Raw genomic sequence first — 14,697 nt, 5'->3', positions numbered from 1 at the left:
TTTCGTTAAATTTAACATAACACTACTCCTTTATAGTAGTACTATCAGCACTTATACAGAAAGGGGACTCCAAAATGTTAGCAGCTTTCCAGCAACAACAAACACGAAAATTTTCACCTATTACAAATACTTCTGCTTCTCGTTTAAACATACAACCTAATCCACCCAAAATTTCTATTGCTCCTTCTGTTATTTCAGTCATTGGTGTTCATATGGAAAAAAATAAGTTAAAAGTAAGAACTGGGCAAAGCACTGAGTTATCAGCTTCTGTTTTGCCAGTACAAGCAACGAATACAGAACTTATTTGGACAAATATGAATGCTGATGTTATCACACTGTATCCACAAGGGGATACGGTAACGATTACCGGAAAAAGTGCAGGTAGAGCAGTCGTAATTGTTACAACTGCTGAAGGAAAGTTCCGTGACCTATGCATTATTCATGTACAACCTTATATGACAAATCCAAAGTAAAAGAGTGGCCTCGTAGTCACTCTTTTACTTTGTTTCAATGTGTGAATTTTTACTTTTAACGTGATTGATGAATTGGTCTTTATCTTTAGGAGAAATAACTTCTGTTTGATGTGCGCCGTAAACAATTTCAAGTCGATCAAATGATAAGGCATAAGCTGCTATTGGATTTTTCGTATTTGAAATTTGTTTTATATCTCGTATAAATATGCGTTTTTTAACGAAACCCGATCTAATAATAATTGCTTCTTCTCCGACAATATATTTTGTTGAAAACCAACTCCAAATACATAATATCGCTAACGGAATTGTAAAAAATAAAAGAAAATATTCTCTCCCTGCAAATAGGGGAGCAAAACACGCTCCAATGACAACGAAGAAAATTGGATATAACCATATATCTTTTTTTGATGAAAATTCCACTAAACTTCCCCTCTCTTGATTTAAGTCAATGAACCCCCTCCTCTTCCCTATTACAATGAAAACAACATTAGAATAGGAGGACGTATTATGACTAAACGAAAGTATGCCTTATTTGCTGGCTTTTCTCTTCTTGTTATGGCATTCATTGCATTTTTTTCTTACGGTTTTGTTCATGAAAATCTCGTTGTACAAGAAGATGCGAGCGCGACATTCCGTAATATCCAAACTTCAAATTCACTTTTCAAAGCGGAAATCTTCGGTTGGATTATCATTTTCATTACTGATATTGTCGCCGCGTGGGCTCTTTATTTCTTTCTAAAACCAATTCATACTAGCCTCTCATTACTAGCTGCCTTGCTTCGTCTTATGTATACAGCGATACTTGGGATTGCTATATTCAATTTAACATTTGTATTACTTCTTTCAAAAAGTACAGTTGCTAATTCAGAAGCATATACAATGTTATTTCTAGAAGCTTTTAAATACATTTGGTCTGTAGGGTTAATCATTTTCGGCTTACATCTTTTCACTTTAGGATATGTAACTTTTCTATCTAAACAAATACCGAAATTGATTAGTGTATTACTATTCATCGCTGCTATCGGTTATATCGTAATTCACATCATGAATACAATGTTTTCACAATATGATACGCTCATCGCAATCATACAATCACTGTTCCAATTACCTATGATTGCAGGTGAATTAGGACTTGCGATATGGCTACTGTTGAAAGGTGGTAAATCCACTACTTAATTCGTTTCTTAATTCTACTTAATGACTCTGGCGTAATACCTAGATAACTCGCCAATTGATATTGAGGAACTCGATCGATTAAATGCGGTCGTTTTTGTAATAATGCTTTATATCGTTCTTCTGGTGTCGATGAGATAAATAAGGCAAGTTCATCTTGTACTTCACCAAAATTATACTCGACCATTTTACGCGTCATTTCTTCTAACTGTGAATATTTCTTATACATGTCCTTTTCACTATACAGGTCGCCAACTACAACTAGACAATCTTCTAGACACGTTAACGTATACGGGGATGATTTATCTTGTTTATGATGATTAAAATTTGCGATTGCTTGTTCTTCTGTATAAAAATTTGATGTAACTTCTTTCCCGGCTTCATCTATACAATGTTGTCTCACGCATCCTTTTAATACAAAATAACATTTCGAAGGAACATCTCCTTGCCTTAGGAGCACTGTTCCTTTTTTATATTCGCCAATTTGTAATTCACTGAGAATCATGTGCTGCTCTTCTTCACTTAGTGTTGTAAGGTTCTGCATATACTTCTTTAATATTTCTTCCATTTTCCTCCCCTTTCCCCCTCCTACGCCCGTATTTCTATAAAACAAAAAGAGAAGTATTCCAACTTCTCTTTTCTCCTCTAACATTATAATTCCTGTGTATACGCCGGCTCATTTACTACATTTTTTGCTGTTCGTTTTTGTTGTTGTAGTAAGAACACAGATACGCCAAACAATACGAGCATGCTACCGATAATTTGCATGGCATTTAGTCTTTCCCCGAGTAAGAAGAACGCCAGTATAGATGCTCCAACAGGTTCTCCTAAAATACTCATTGAAATTGTTGTTGCATTTACGTAGTTTAATAACCAATTATTAATGACGTGTGACACTGTCGGTACAACCGCAAGTAAAAGAAAAACGGTCCAATCCCACTTCGTATAACCTGTAAAAGGCACTTGCAACACTATATTATAAATCCCCATAAAAATACCCGCGAATGCAAAAACTGTAAAGCTGTAAATCCAGTGTGATACTTTCTTTACTGTCGTTTGCCCGATAAATAAATAACCGACAACCGCTATTACACTTAAAAAGGATAATATATCTCCATAGATTGCTTGTTCACTTAGTCCTAAATCTCCCCACCCAATACACATTACACCTAATATCGCAATTCCCATTGTTGCAATGGCTGAGTATGTCGTTCTTTCTTTAAATAAGAAAAAACCTCCCACTAAAGATACGATTGGTTGAAGCGCTAAAATAATCGTCGAACTAGCAACTGTCGTATGCTTTAAAGATTCAAACCATAAAAGAAAATGAAGTGCTAAGAAGAAACCAGATCCAATTAAAAATCCCCAATCTTTTATTTGAATCTTACTAAATTCTTCCCGTTTTTTCCAAACGATTGGCAGCATAATAAGTACGATAATCCATAATCGATACATACTTAATATTGAAGATGGTGCTGAGGACATCTTTACAAAAACTGCTGCGAAGGAAATTGCTATAATGGAAATTGCTAATGGTAGCGCGATTGATCTTTCTTGTTTCAAATTCCGTCTCCCCTCTCACCTGTCAAAAATCCCACTTCATTATATCCGTTTTCTTTCATAACTTAAATACTAATTTTTTAGATTCTTCGTACCATTATGGTAAAATAGAAACGAAAGCACCTATTAGTGAATATTTCTTTCTTTTTTCACTACAAGCGTCGCTCTTACAATCATTACAGTAAATTTTTATTTAGGGGGATCTACATGAATCAAACAATCGGGAGAATTGAAGAAATTTCATTTTATAGCGCATCACTTCAAGAAGATGTTACACTTCTCGTTTACTTACCAGTAAATTACACAGCACTGCACAAACATACAGTGGTAATTGCACAAGATGGTAGAGATTATTTTCAGCTTGGTAAAGCGCACCGTGTAATTGAGCGTCTTCGTGAAACTGAAGAAATTGACCGTACAATTATTGTCGGTATTCCATATAAAAATGTACACGATCGTAAAGAAAAATATTTCCCAAATGAAGTGAAAAACGCTGCATATATCCGTTTCCTTGCTCATGAACTTGCACCATATATCGATGAAAATTACCCAACGTACCAAATGGGAAAAGGTCGTGTGTTAATTGGGGATTCTCTTGGCGGGACAGTTTCCTTTATGACTGCACTTATGTATCCGCATACATTCGGTAAAGTCGTTATGCAATCACCATTTGTTGATGAAACAGTGATGAACTTAGCAAAAGACTTCAAAAATCCGGAGGCGCTAGAACTTTATCACGTCATTGGGACAGAAGAAACAGCTGTAAAGCGCACGGATGGACAAGTATCTGATTTCGTACAGCCGAACCGTGAGCTCAATACGCTTCTGACAGATAGAAATTTCATCACGCATTACGAGGAGTTTGAAGGTAACCATACGTGGAAATATTGGCAAACTGATTTACCGAAAGCCTTCTCTCATATTCTATCAATGAAATAATAGAGAGCAGTATTCAGAATAATTTGATATAATAGATGAAGAGAGTTGTTTTTCTCAAAATCTAACTAGACTTACAAAGGGAGGAATTGGAACATGAAATTAGGCATTGTAATTTTTCCATCTAAAATGATTCAAGATAAAGCGAACGGATTGCGTAAACGTTATGATCCGCACTACGCATTAGTTCCGCCACACATTACATTGAAAACACCCTTTGAGACGCAAGATGAACAATTAGAATCGATTGTAAACGAGTTACATACAATCGCAAGTAAAACGAACCCTTTCACCCTTCACGTCGGAAAAGTTGGTTCATTCGCACCTGTTAATAATGTTCTTTATTTTAAAGTAGAAAAAACACCTGAACTTACTTTCTTAAATGAAGAAATGCATCATGAATTCTTTACACAAGAACGCGAATACGCTTTCGTACCTCATTTAACAATTGGACAAGGCTTATCAGATGCAGAGCATGCTGATGTATTAGGCCGATTACGTATGAAAGATTTCTATTATGAACAACCAATTGATCGCTTCCACCTTCTATATCAATTAGAAAACGGAACATGGACTGTACACGAAACATTCCACCTTGGAAAGGGGAACAACTAATTTGCACGCACAGATCGTACAAACGGACGAACAACTAAGAGACGCATTCTCTGTACGTAAGCAAGTATTTGTGAATGAACAACAAGTGTCTGCTGAAGAAGAGTATGATGAGTTTGAAGAAATTTCAACACACGTTGTTATATATGATAATGATGTTCCAGTTGGTGCTGGTCGTTTTCGCACCATTGATGGAATAGGAAAAATGGAACGCATTTGCGTACTAGCTTCCCATCGTAAAAAAGGCATTGGAAAAATTGTTATGGATGCACTTGAAGCGTATGCGAAGGAAAACTCGCTATCAAAATTAAAGCTGCACGCCCAAACACATGCTGAAGATTTCTATAAGAAACTTGGATATGTAACGAATTCTAATGTATTCATGGAAGCAAATATTCCTCACATCGTTATGATAAAAGAATTGTAATTTGAAAACAGGAGGTATCCCCTCCTGTTTTTTACATTGCTATTTTCTTTTTCTTCCGCTAAAGTTAAATGTTGATGCTATAGTTTTGAAGGTGAATATATGACACAAGAAAAATTTTCACAAAAATCATTAACGCACGCTGATATTCCGCGTGCAACATATCATATTCCGAAAACATCTACCCATTTAATTATGGAAGAAGATGCAGATGCAGCGTATTTCCGCGCTCTCGAACAACAAAATGTATTTTTAAATGAAAAACAATTAGAAGCCGTGCGAACGACAGAAGGCCCTGTTCTTACATTAGCTGGTGCTGGAAGCGGGAAAACATCTGTTTTAACAACCCGCGTAGGTTATTTAGTAAATGTAAAACAAGTTCATCCGCGCAATATTTTATTACTTACATTTACACAAAAAGCAGCTGAAGAAATCCGAAACCGTGTAGCAAATTTACCAGGTATGAATCGTGCAGCAAGTAGCTACGTTGTTGCTGGTACATTCCACTCTGTCTTTTTAAAATTGCTTCGTAGTCAAGGATATAATCAGCAAATTTTAGCAAACGAAAAACATAAACAAATTATGATAAAGAAAATTTTAAAAGAGTTACGCTTAAAAGACGATTATGATGCTGAAACGATGCTCGCTATGATTTCACTTGAGAAAAACAAATTGAATCGTCCAAAAGATGTAAAAACAACAACACCCGTTGAACAAGAATTTAAAGAAGTATACGAGCGTTTTGAAGAAGTAAAACAACGATATAATTATATTGATTTCGATGACATCCTATTAGAAACATATTATATGTTAGAAAATAACGCTCCTTTACTTACCCAATTACAACAACGTTTCCACTATATTGAAGTAGATGAGTTCCAAGATACATCGTATGCACAATATGAAATTGTAAAATTGTTAGCCACGCCAAGAAATAATTTATTTATCGCAGGTGATGACGACCAGGCGATATACGGCTGGCGAGGAGCAAGTCACCAAATTATTTTATCTTTTCCAAAAGAATTTGATAACACTACTATTATCGCACTGAATACAAATTATCGATCCAATCCTTTTATCGTCGGACTTGGAAATGAAGTTATCAAACTAAATCAAGAGCGTTTTGATAAAGAGCTATATTCTGTGCGCGAAGAAGGTGTACAACCTTTTTACGCAAGACCTGCTACGACTCTTGATGAAGCAAATCAAATTTTGCAGCTCATTCAAGAAAAAGTAGAGAGCGGCGAACGAAACTTTAAAGATTTTTGTTTACTGTATCGCACACATTCTGTAAGCCGTTCGTTACTTGATCAGCTTACCATTCATAAAATCCCGTTTATTAAGCACGGGGCGAGTCAATCATTTTATGAACATTCTTTAATTAAGCCTGTATTAGATCATTTAAGACTGGTGATTGAACCGTTTCGATTAGAATCACTTTCAAACATATTGCCCACGATGTATATCGGGCGTGATGATTGTATTTCATTTATTGAACGTGAACAATGGAAGTATGGTGAGGGGCGCTTCCCTTCTCTTCTTCATTTCTTATTATTAAATCCAAGCTTAAAACCTTTTCAAGTGAAAAAGGTAAATGAGCGTATCGATTTTATTAAATTTATAAAAGAATTAGAACCGAAAAAAGCATTAAAAGAAATTATTCATGGTAAAGGAAAGTATTTAGAGTACTTACAAAGTAACGATCGTTCTTCCTTTACAATGCATAAAGATATACAAGAAGAAATGTTAGAAGAATTAATGGAGTCTGCAACTCGTTTCACCGATATTCCAGCATATTTACAATTTATTGATGAAGCAATTCAAGGTCAAAAAGAAATGGAAGCATTAAAAACAATGCCGGAAAAAGATGCTGTTTCGCTTATGTCTATTCATAACGCAAAAGGCCTTGAATTTCCATGCGTCTTTTTACTTGGAGCGAGCGATGGTATTCTTCCTCATACTTCTTCTTTAAAAGATGCAAATGATCGTGTTACAGAGACGTCTGAAGCTTTAGAAGAAGAACGTCGACTGCTTTATGTCGCCATTACACGTGCGAAAGAAGAACTTTACATTTCCTCTCCGCAATTTTTTAGAGGAAAAAAATTAGATATCTCTCGTTTTTTATATACTGCGCGAAAAGATTTACCTGAAAAGACATCCACTAAATAAGGATGTCTTTTTTTATATTGCATGATGGACATCCCTACTATATAAATTCCCTGTTTTTATCATTAGAATTAACGTAATATCAACCATATCCCATTCATATTGTAATAGTGTATGTCAGAACTCACGAGAAGGAGTGAACATAATGAGCTGCAATTGTAACGAAGATAATCAACATGATTTTGATTTCAATTGTGTATCAAATGTCGTTCGTTTTATACATGAACTACAAGAATGTGCAACGACAACATGTGGATCTGGTTGTGAAGTTCCATTTTTAGGCGCACATAACAATGCATCAGTAGCAAATACACGTCCTTTTATTTTATACACAAAAGCCGGAACACCTTTTGAAGCATTCGCACCATCTGCAAGCCTTACTAGCTGCCAATCTCCAATTTTCCGCGTAGAAAGTATAGATGATGATGACTGCGCTGTATTACGTGTATTAACTGTAGTTTTAGGTGATGGTACCTCTGTACCACCTGGTGATGATCCAATCTGTACGTTTTTAGCTGTACCAAATGCAAGACTCGTATCATCCTCCACTTGTCTTACTGTTGATTTAAGTTGCTTCTGCGCTATTCAATGCTTACGCGATGTTTCTATATAAAACTGAATACTAATTTAAGCATGGATTGGGTGGCAGAGTTTTCTGCCACCCAATCCATGCTTAAAAGGTATTATTATGTATTTTTCATAAAATTGGGAACTTGTCTAGAACATAGAACCTGTCCTTTTCATTAACTGAAAGTAGAAACAGATAAAGGAGTGAAAAACATGTTCTCTTCTGATTGCGAATTTACTAAAATCGATTGCGAGGCGAAACCAGCTAGTACACTACCTGCCTTCGGTTTTGCTTTCAACGCGTCTGCACCTCAGTTTGCTTCACTGTTTACACCATTACTATTACCTAGCGTAAGTCCAAATCCTAATATTACTGTTCCTGTAATAAACAATACAGTAAGCGTCGGAAATGGCATTCGAATTCAAATAGCTGGTATCTATCAAATCAGTTATACATTAACGGTAAGTCTTGAAAATGTTCCTGCCCCACCAAATGCTGCCCGATTCTTCTTAACATTGGACACACCTGACAATATTATCCCAGGATCCGGGACGGCAGTCCGTGCTAACATTATCGGTACTGGAGAAGTAGAGGTTTCTAGCGGTGTTATTCTTATTAACTTGAATCCTGGCGACTTAGTTCAAATCGTACCAGTTGAATTATTTGGAACTGTAGACATTCGTGCTGCAGCATTAACAGTTGCACAAATTAGCTAGTAAAAAGCGGTATTTCTCCTTTGAAATACCGCTTTTTATATGTATAATAAAAAACACTCACAGTAACATGAGTGTTTCATTCTTCATAGTGTTTTATTGCATTCTTCTTTTTCCCACAATTGCATCCCTTTTTCTTCACAAATCCTTGTTGCTGTAATTGTTCTTGATATGCCTGTTGTTGCGCTTGGTGTTGTTGCTGCATGTGATACCATTGCTGCAGATCATATGAATTTTGCCTTGGATTATTGCTCACAGCAAACATCTCCTCTACTGTCAATTCTGTCTATTTACTATATGAACAACTCTTTATTTCCGTTCCCTCGTTCTTTTAAACTCCGCTTTCTCTCGTATTATAAAGATATATTATTCTCCCATAAAATATCCTGTAATCGTTTCAATAATTGCTGCTGCACCTGCAATAGCTAATAATGCAAGTAACGGCTCTGCAACGATAGGGATCCAATTATATAAAACTAATAAAAAAGCACTAACCCACACACCTGTACACCAATAACAGCTTAATAATTCGCCAATCCACTTTCTTAATCCTTTACCTTTTACTTTTGTAAAAGTTGATACACTTCCATCCGGCTCTGTAATCTCTAATTCGTCGATAAACGGTCTTCGCAAAAAAGCTGTAATTTTATCATATACAATTAAACGGGTGAGCCTAAAAGCAGCTAAAGCGAAAATAAAAAATAAAAGCCAACTTGTAAACAGCATGATTCCACCTTCCCTTATCTTCTTTCGCCTATTTAAAAAAAAAGGTCTTGAGATTGTGACCAAATCTCCTCCACTCCAATATCTTATTAATGTAAATACAAACAAGAAGATAAGGAGTGACATTAATGAGTTGTAACGAAAATAAACACCATAGCTCTTCTCATTGTGTAGTTGACGTTGTAAAATTCATCAATGAATTACAAGATTGTTCTACAACAACATGTGGATCTGGTTGTGAAATTCCATTTTTAGGCGCACACAACACGGCATCAGTAGCGAATACACGCCCTTTTATTTTATACACAAAAGCAGGAACACCTTTTGAAGCTTTCGCACCATCTGCAAGCCTGGTTAGCTGCCAATCACCAATTTTCCGTGTGGAAAGTGTAGATGATGATAGCTGTGCTGTGCTACGTGTATTAACTGTAGTTTTAGGTGACGGTACTCCGGTACCACCTGGTGACGATCCAATTTGTACGTTTTTAGCTGTACCAAATGCAAGGTTAATATCGACAACTACTTGCCTTACTGTTGATTTAAGCTGTTTCTGTGCGATTCAATGCTTACGCGACGTTTCTATCGTAAAGTAAACTAAAAAAACTATTGGGGTGGTAGAAGCCTTCTACCACCTTTACATATTTAAAAGCCGGCCATACTAATCGATTGGATATCATCTATAGACAACCTAATATCTCTCATACTATTTTGCGGCATAATGGATACAATGCCATTACGATACGATATGATTGATCCAATATAAGAAACGGTAGCCGTTTTTATTCTGCACCTTACTTTCGGAATGTAATGAGGGCGGTTTAATAAAAAATGAATTTTTTCATCATTATTCATATCCTTAAATGATTTATTATACGGGACAGTTCTTACTGGCTCTTGCTGTTCTTGTTCTGCCTGTTCTTCTTTTACCTCTTCTTCTATTTTTTCTTCCACTTGCTGCTCTTCTTGTTGTTCTTGCTCTATTACCTCTTCCACAGCACTACTTACAATATTTTCTTGTCTATTACTTTGCTCTTTTTGATTTTCATTTTCAAAGTTTGTCAGGATAATCCTTTTTATTTTCGGTGCAGCAAGTTCCAAACTTACTTGCGCAATATATAACAACGGTTTTCCAACTGTTGAACTTTTATTTTTATTCTTCACACTCGTCCCTCCCACTTCCATACGTAGCTAATTAAATCGTGTACTATTATAGTTATATTCATAACGTGGTAAGAACTTTCGTTAAAAATCGTTCTTTCTAAGAACAAATAAAAAGGACAATCTCAACATATAGAGATTGTCCTTTAAAAATTAATATTATATTTATCCTAGGATATGATACCCTGAATCAACGTGAATGTTTTCTCCTGTTACGCCGCGTGCTAAATCACTGAATAAGAATACTGCTGTATCCCCAACTTCTTCTGGAGTTGTTGTACGACGAAGTGGTGCGCGCTCCTCAATTTCTCTTAAGATTGAGTTAAAGTCACCTACACCTTTTGCAGATAACGTACGAATTGGTCCTGCAGAAATAGCGTTAACGCGAATGCCATGTTGGCCTAAATCGTTAGCTAAATATTTCACGCTAGCTTCTAATGAAGCTTTCGCAACACCCATAACGTTATAGTTTTTCACAACGCGCTCGCCGCCAAGATATGTTAACGTTAAAATATTTCCGCCTTCTGTCATTACTTTCTTCGCTTCTCTTGCTACAGCTGTTAAAGAGAATGCACTAATATTTTGTGCAAGTAAAAATCCATCGCGAGAAGTATCTACAAATTCACCTTTTAAATCATCACGATTTGCAAAAGCAATACAGTGTGCAACACCGTGAATTGTACCAACCTCTTGCTTGATTGTTTCAAAGCAAGCTGTAAGTTCTTCATCATTTGTTACATCACAAGGTAATACAAGTGATTCTTGTCCTTCTAATGTGTCCGCTAATTCACGAACGTTTCTCTCTAAACGTTCTCCTGCATATGTGAATATTAATTTTGCACCTGCATTATGCAAAGAGCGAGCAATTCCCCACGCAATACTTCTTTGGTTCGCAACGCCCATAACAACGAATGTTTTCCCTTGTAATAGTTCCATGATATATCCTCCCAGAATTGCTTATACTTGTTATTAGTACCTGATACTATAATTATAGTACCATAAAACCTCTTAAAGGCAAACAAAAAAGTCATTAACTTAAATTTTGTTAATGACTTTTTGTTTCTATAAAAAAACGCTCTAATCCTTCTTCCCAAGAAGGCATTTGTGAAAAACCATTTAATCGTAGCATGTTATGTTGAAAAATAGAATATTTCGGTCTCGCTGCCGCTGATCCAAATTCTTCGGTTGAAACAGGTAATACATTCACTTTCATATTTGCATCCAAAAATATTTTTTTTGCAAATTCAAACCAAGAACATGAACCTCTATTTGACACATGATACGTACCGTATAAAGAAGTATGAATGAGCTTATTAATCATTACATTTAAATCCGCCACATAAGTAGGAGAACCGATTTGATCTGCTACAACAGATACTTCTTCTCTTTCTTTACCTAACCGCATCATCGTTTTCACAAAATTATTTCCATACTTACCATATAACCACGATGTACGAACGATAAAGTATTTATTATGTAGCTCTTTGACGAACTGCTCTCCCGCATACTTAGAAGCTCCGTATGTATTTATCGGCGCCGGATTATGAAATTCATCGTATCCCCCTGGTCTATCGCCCTGAAATACATAATCAGTACTGATATAAACTAACTTCGCCCCTACTAATTGTGAAGCAACCGCTACATTTCGAGCTCCTATTGCATTTATTCTATACGCAATATCTTGTTCTGTTTCTGCATGATCAACCTTCGTATACGCTGCACAATGAATAATGATGTGTGGCCTTATTTCTTGTACCACTTGCTGCATTCGGGATATATTTGTTATATCTAGTAACTTTTTATCAAATGGATATATGTCGTATTCTTCAGGATTTAACTCTTCTTGTAGTTGCTTTCCCAATTGACCGTTTGCTCCTGTTATGATAATCCGTTCTTTCATTTATATGCCCCTTACTTTTCTTTTAGTGGTTTCCACCATTCTATATGATATTTATACCATTCCACCGTTTCTTTCAACCCCTGTTCAAACGTATACTGCGGTTCCCACCCGAGCTCATTCTTCATCTTTTGTGCATCAATCGCATAACGACGATCATGCCCTAAACGGTCTGTAACATACGCAATGTCTTTTTTCGTTTTTCCTAAGAGGGAGATAATTTGTTCCACAACATCTACATTTGTTTTTTCATTATTTCCACCTATATTATATACTTCTCCTATACGTCCCTTATGCAGAACAACGTCAATCGCACTACAATGATCCGTTACATGTAACCAGTCTCTTACATTTAATCCATCTCCATATAATGGTAATTTCTCCCCTTCCAACGCATTCGTAACCATTAACGGAATTAATTTTTCAGGATATTGATACGGCCCATAATTATTGGAGCAACGTGTTACTATAACTGGTAATTGATATGTTTTATAATAAGATAAAGCTATCATGTCGGCGCTCGCTTTGCTTGAAGAATATGGACTATTTGGAGCTAACGGGGTTTCCTCGGTAAATCGACCTGTTTCCCCTAAAGAGCCGTACACCTCATCTGTTGATACTTGCAGGAGTTTAATATGCGGATATTTTTTTACTAATTCTAATAAGGTGACTGTCCCAATTACATTTGTATCATAAAAAGGAATCGGATTTTCAATACTACGGTCCACATGTGATTCAGCTGCGAAATTTACAATTACTTGCACGTCACGTTCCTTAATAACATGCTCCAGCAGCTCTCCGTTTTGAATTTCCCCTTTTACAAAATAGTAATTTGAATGATCTTGAATAGACTTTACATTATTTAAGTTTCCACTATATGTTAATGCATCGAAATTAATAATTTTATATGTTTCATAGCTTTGTAACATGTAATGAACAAAATTACTTCCAATAAATCCGGCCCCACCTGTTACTAATATATTCATAAACAACTCTCCTACTCAAAAGCTATCTTCACATTCCTGAAGTAACGGTAATATTCGATCTTTGTCAGACAAAATAGGACTTGTTACCGGCCATGGAATTGCTAATTCTTTATCGTTCCAAAGTACCCCTGAGTCATGATCGGCACTATAATACTCATCTACTTTATACATAACAATAGTATGCGGGACAAGTGTACAAAAACCATGTGCAAATCCTTTTGGCACTAATAATTGCCGGTGATTATCCGCACTTAAAATATATCCTCTCCACTGTTGAAACGTTGGTGAATCTTTTCTCAAATCAACGATAACATCATAGATTGCTCCTTGCATAACTTGAATAAGTTTCGTTTGTGCTTTCGGATTTTTTTGAAAGTGTAATCCCCGAATCGTTCCCGCTTCTGCTGAATAAGAAACATTATCCTGTACAAATGAATACGTAACCCCTAATGTTTCTAGCATCTTCTTATTATAACTTTCTGTAAAAAAGCCACGCTCATCTCCAAATAACCTCGGTTCTAACAATTTTGCGTCGGTAAAGTTTGTTTCTACAACTTTCATATTCTCACCTATTCTCCGTTAAACTGTTTACCAAAGTTTATATCCCGTGCTAACGTATTCGCCCTTTGAAGAGAAACATGAGTTCCCGCATCAGTCCACCAACCACTCATTTCATTATACGTAAGTACCCCTCGTTTTAAATACCAATTATTGATATCTGTAATTTCAAGTTCTCCCCTTGCGGAAGGTTTTAATTCTTTTATATAAGAAAAGACTTTCGAGTCATACAAATAAATTCCTGTAACTGCATAGGAACTTTTCGGTTCTTTCGGCTTTTCTTCAATTTCAATTATTTTGTGGTTTTGAATGTGCGCTACGCCAAACCGCTCCGGATCATCTACAGATTGCAGTAGTACTTTCGCACCTTCTTTTTGATTTACAAACTCTTCAACGTACGGACAAATGTCATCTGAAAAAATATTATCTCCTAATATAACTACCATACGATCTTTCCCGACGAAATCCTCACAAAGCCCTAATGCTTGTGCAATTCCCCCAGCCTTATCTTGCACACGATACGTAAAGGACACACCAAACTCTTGACCGCTTCCTAAAAAACTAACAACATCTCCCATATGCTCTTTCCCTGTAATAATCATAATATCTGTAATCTCGCATTGTTTCAGCCTATATACCGCATGATAAATCATTGGGTAACGTCCAACAGGAAGCAAATGTTTATTCGTTACTTTCGTTATTGGATACAATCTCGATCCAGTTCCACCTGCTAAAATAATTCCTTTCACC

20 protein-coding genes are annotated in these 14,697 nt (G+C 36.1%); 9 read left to right on the top strand and 11 right to left on the bottom strand.

From position 1 onward, the window contains the following. The first annotated feature begins 74 nt into the window (after positions 1-74). On the top strand, positions 75-473 hold the full coding sequence (locus KVT31_RS11510) for an Ig-like domain-containing protein (protein WP_088095579.1): 399 nt from the start codon (positions 75-77) through the stop codon (positions 471-473). A gap of 24 nt (positions 474-497) precedes the next feature. Here the strand turns inward: KVT31_RS11510 and KVT31_RS11505 are convergent, their stop codons facing one another. Then, positions 498-893: a PH domain-containing protein gene (locus tag KVT31_RS11505; RefSeq protein WP_088095578.1), complete on the bottom strand. Its 396-nt coding sequence runs from the start codon at positions 891-893 to the stop codon at positions 498-500. 87 nt (positions 894-980) lie between these two features. On the opposite strand from KVT31_RS11505, the gene KVT31_RS11500 reads away from it, so the two are divergent. Next, a complete protein-coding gene (locus KVT31_RS11500; RefSeq protein WP_088095577.1) occupies positions 981-1,649 on the top strand; it encodes a DUF4386 domain-containing protein in 669 nt (222 codons plus the stop codon). Here KVT31_RS11500 and KVT31_RS11495 read toward each other — a convergent pair. Both KVT31_RS11495 and KVT31_RS11490 read right to left on the bottom strand, forming a co-directional pair. Beyond that, positions 1,642-2,214, bottom strand: a complete 573-nt coding sequence (locus KVT31_RS11495; protein WP_088095735.1) for a Crp/Fnr family transcriptional regulator — start codon at positions 2,212-2,214, stop codon at positions 1,642-1,644. The two genes, KVT31_RS11500 and KVT31_RS11495, sit on opposite strands and share 8 nt — an antisense overlap. An 83-nt stretch (positions 2,215-2,297) precedes the next feature. Further along, a complete protein-coding gene (locus KVT31_RS11490) occupies positions 2,298-3,209 on the bottom strand; it encodes a DMT family transporter (RefSeq protein WP_000808244.1) in 912 nt (303 codons plus the stop codon). A gap of 204 nt (positions 3,210-3,413) precedes the next feature. On the opposite strand from KVT31_RS11490, the gene KVT31_RS11485 reads away from it, so the two are divergent. From KVT31_RS11485 to exsF, 6 genes are all read left to right on the top strand, one after another. After that, complete coding sequence (locus KVT31_RS11485) at positions 3,414-4,145, top strand: alpha/beta hydrolase (protein WP_088095576.1); 732 nt, start codon at positions 3,414-3,416, stop codon at positions 4,143-4,145. A gap of 93 nt (positions 4,146-4,238) precedes the next feature. Further along, a complete protein-coding gene (locus KVT31_RS11480; RefSeq protein WP_088095575.1) occupies positions 4,239-4,757 on the top strand; it encodes a YjcG family protein in 519 nt (172 codons plus the stop codon). A gap of 1 nt (position 4,758) precedes the next feature. Beyond that, positions 4,759-5,181 (top strand): GNAT family N-acetyltransferase, encoded by a 423-nt coding sequence (locus tag KVT31_RS11475; RefSeq protein WP_088095574.1) that lies wholly within the window; start codon positions 4,759-4,761, stop codon positions 5,179-5,181. A gap of 99 nt (positions 5,182-5,280) precedes the next feature. Then, positions 5,281-7,347 carry an ATP-dependent helicase gene (locus tag KVT31_RS11470; protein ID WP_088095573.1) on the top strand — a complete coding sequence of 689 codons (2,067 nt, stop codon included), beginning with the start codon at positions 5,281-5,283 and terminating at the stop codon, positions 7,345-7,347. 142 nt (positions 7,348-7,489) lie between these two features. Continuing rightward, positions 7,490-7,957 carry a spore coat protein CotY gene (gene cotY / locus KVT31_RS11465; RefSeq protein WP_061678757.1) on the top strand — a complete coding sequence of 156 codons (468 nt, stop codon included), beginning with the start codon at positions 7,490-7,492 and terminating at the stop codon, positions 7,955-7,957. A gap of 167 nt (positions 7,958-8,124) precedes the next feature. Then, positions 8,125-8,628 (top strand): exosporium protein ExsF, encoded by a 504-nt coding sequence (gene exsF / locus KVT31_RS11460; protein ID WP_088095572.1) that lies wholly within the window; start codon positions 8,125-8,127, stop codon positions 8,626-8,628. Positions 8,629-8,704: 76 nt separating this feature from the next. On the opposite strand, the gene KVT31_RS11455 is transcribed toward exsF, so the two are convergent. Together KVT31_RS11455 and KVT31_RS11450 are read right to left on the bottom strand one after the other, a co-directional pair. Then, positions 8,705-8,890 carry a cytochrome C oxidase subunit III gene (locus tag KVT31_RS11455; RefSeq protein ID WP_088095571.1) on the bottom strand — a complete coding sequence of 62 codons (186 nt, stop codon included), beginning with the start codon at positions 8,888-8,890 and terminating at the stop codon, positions 8,705-8,707. A gap of 101 nt (positions 8,891-8,991) precedes the next feature. After that, positions 8,992-9,351: a DUF1360 domain-containing protein gene (locus tag KVT31_RS11450; RefSeq protein ID WP_000899662.1), complete on the bottom strand. Its 360-nt coding sequence runs from the start codon at positions 9,349-9,351 to the stop codon at positions 8,992-8,994. 125 nt (positions 9,352-9,476) lie between these two features. Between KVT31_RS11450 and exsY the strand changes: the two genes are divergently transcribed. Then, the gene (gene exsY, locus KVT31_RS11445; RefSeq protein WP_088095570.1) at positions 9,477-9,941 is read left to right on the top strand and encodes an exosporium assembly protein ExsY; all 465 of its coding nucleotides are present in this window, start codon (positions 9,477-9,479) and stop codon (positions 9,939-9,941) included. Positions 9,942-9,990: 49 nt separating this feature from the next. On the opposite strand, the gene KVT31_RS11440 is transcribed toward exsY, so the two are convergent. The 6 genes from KVT31_RS11440 to KVT31_RS11415 all read right to left on the bottom strand — a co-directional run bounded on the left by KVT31_RS11440 (position 9,991) and on the right by KVT31_RS11415 (position 14,696). Then, positions 9,991-10,530 (bottom strand): spore coat CotO family protein, encoded by a 540-nt coding sequence (locus KVT31_RS11440; RefSeq protein ID WP_098343183.1) that lies wholly within the window; start codon positions 10,528-10,530, stop codon positions 9,991-9,993. A 141-nt stretch (positions 10,531-10,671) separates the two neighbouring features. Beyond that, the gene (fabI, locus tag KVT31_RS11435) at positions 10,672-11,442 is read right to left on the bottom strand and encodes an enoyl-ACP reductase FabI (RefSeq protein ID WP_000421885.1); all 771 of its coding nucleotides are present in this window, start codon (positions 11,440-11,442) and stop codon (positions 10,672-10,674) included. Between the two features lie 109 nt (positions 11,443-11,551). Further along, positions 11,552-12,406, bottom strand: a complete 855-nt coding sequence (gene rfbD / locus KVT31_RS11430; RefSeq protein WP_088095569.1) for a dTDP-4-dehydrorhamnose reductase — start codon at positions 12,404-12,406, stop codon at positions 11,552-11,554. 11 nt (positions 12,407-12,417) lie between these two features. Continuing rightward, complete coding sequence (gene rfbB, locus KVT31_RS11425; RefSeq protein WP_088095568.1) at positions 12,418-13,389, bottom strand: dTDP-glucose 4,6-dehydratase; 972 nt, start codon at positions 13,387-13,389, stop codon at positions 12,418-12,420. A 15-nt stretch (positions 13,390-13,404) separates the two neighbouring features. Next, positions 13,405-13,950 (bottom strand): dTDP-4-dehydrorhamnose 3,5-epimerase, encoded by a 546-nt coding sequence (gene rfbC / locus KVT31_RS11420; protein ID WP_088095567.1) that lies wholly within the window; start codon positions 13,948-13,950, stop codon positions 13,405-13,407. Positions 13,951-13,958: 8 nt separating this feature from the next. After that, the gene (locus KVT31_RS11415) at positions 13,959-14,696 is read right to left on the bottom strand and encodes a sugar phosphate nucleotidyltransferase (RefSeq protein ID WP_088095566.1); all 738 of its coding nucleotides are present in this window, start codon (positions 14,694-14,696) and stop codon (positions 13,959-13,961) included. Between the last annotated feature and the right edge of the window lies 1 nt (position 14,697).

Origin of the sequence: Bacillus sp. GbtcB14, from assembly GCF_019091205.1 — a bacterium.
GTDB lineage: Bacteria > Bacillota > Bacilli > Bacillales > Bacillaceae_G > Bacillus_A > Bacillus_A cereus_AG.
This window is presented reverse-complemented; position numbering and strand designations above follow the sequence as displayed.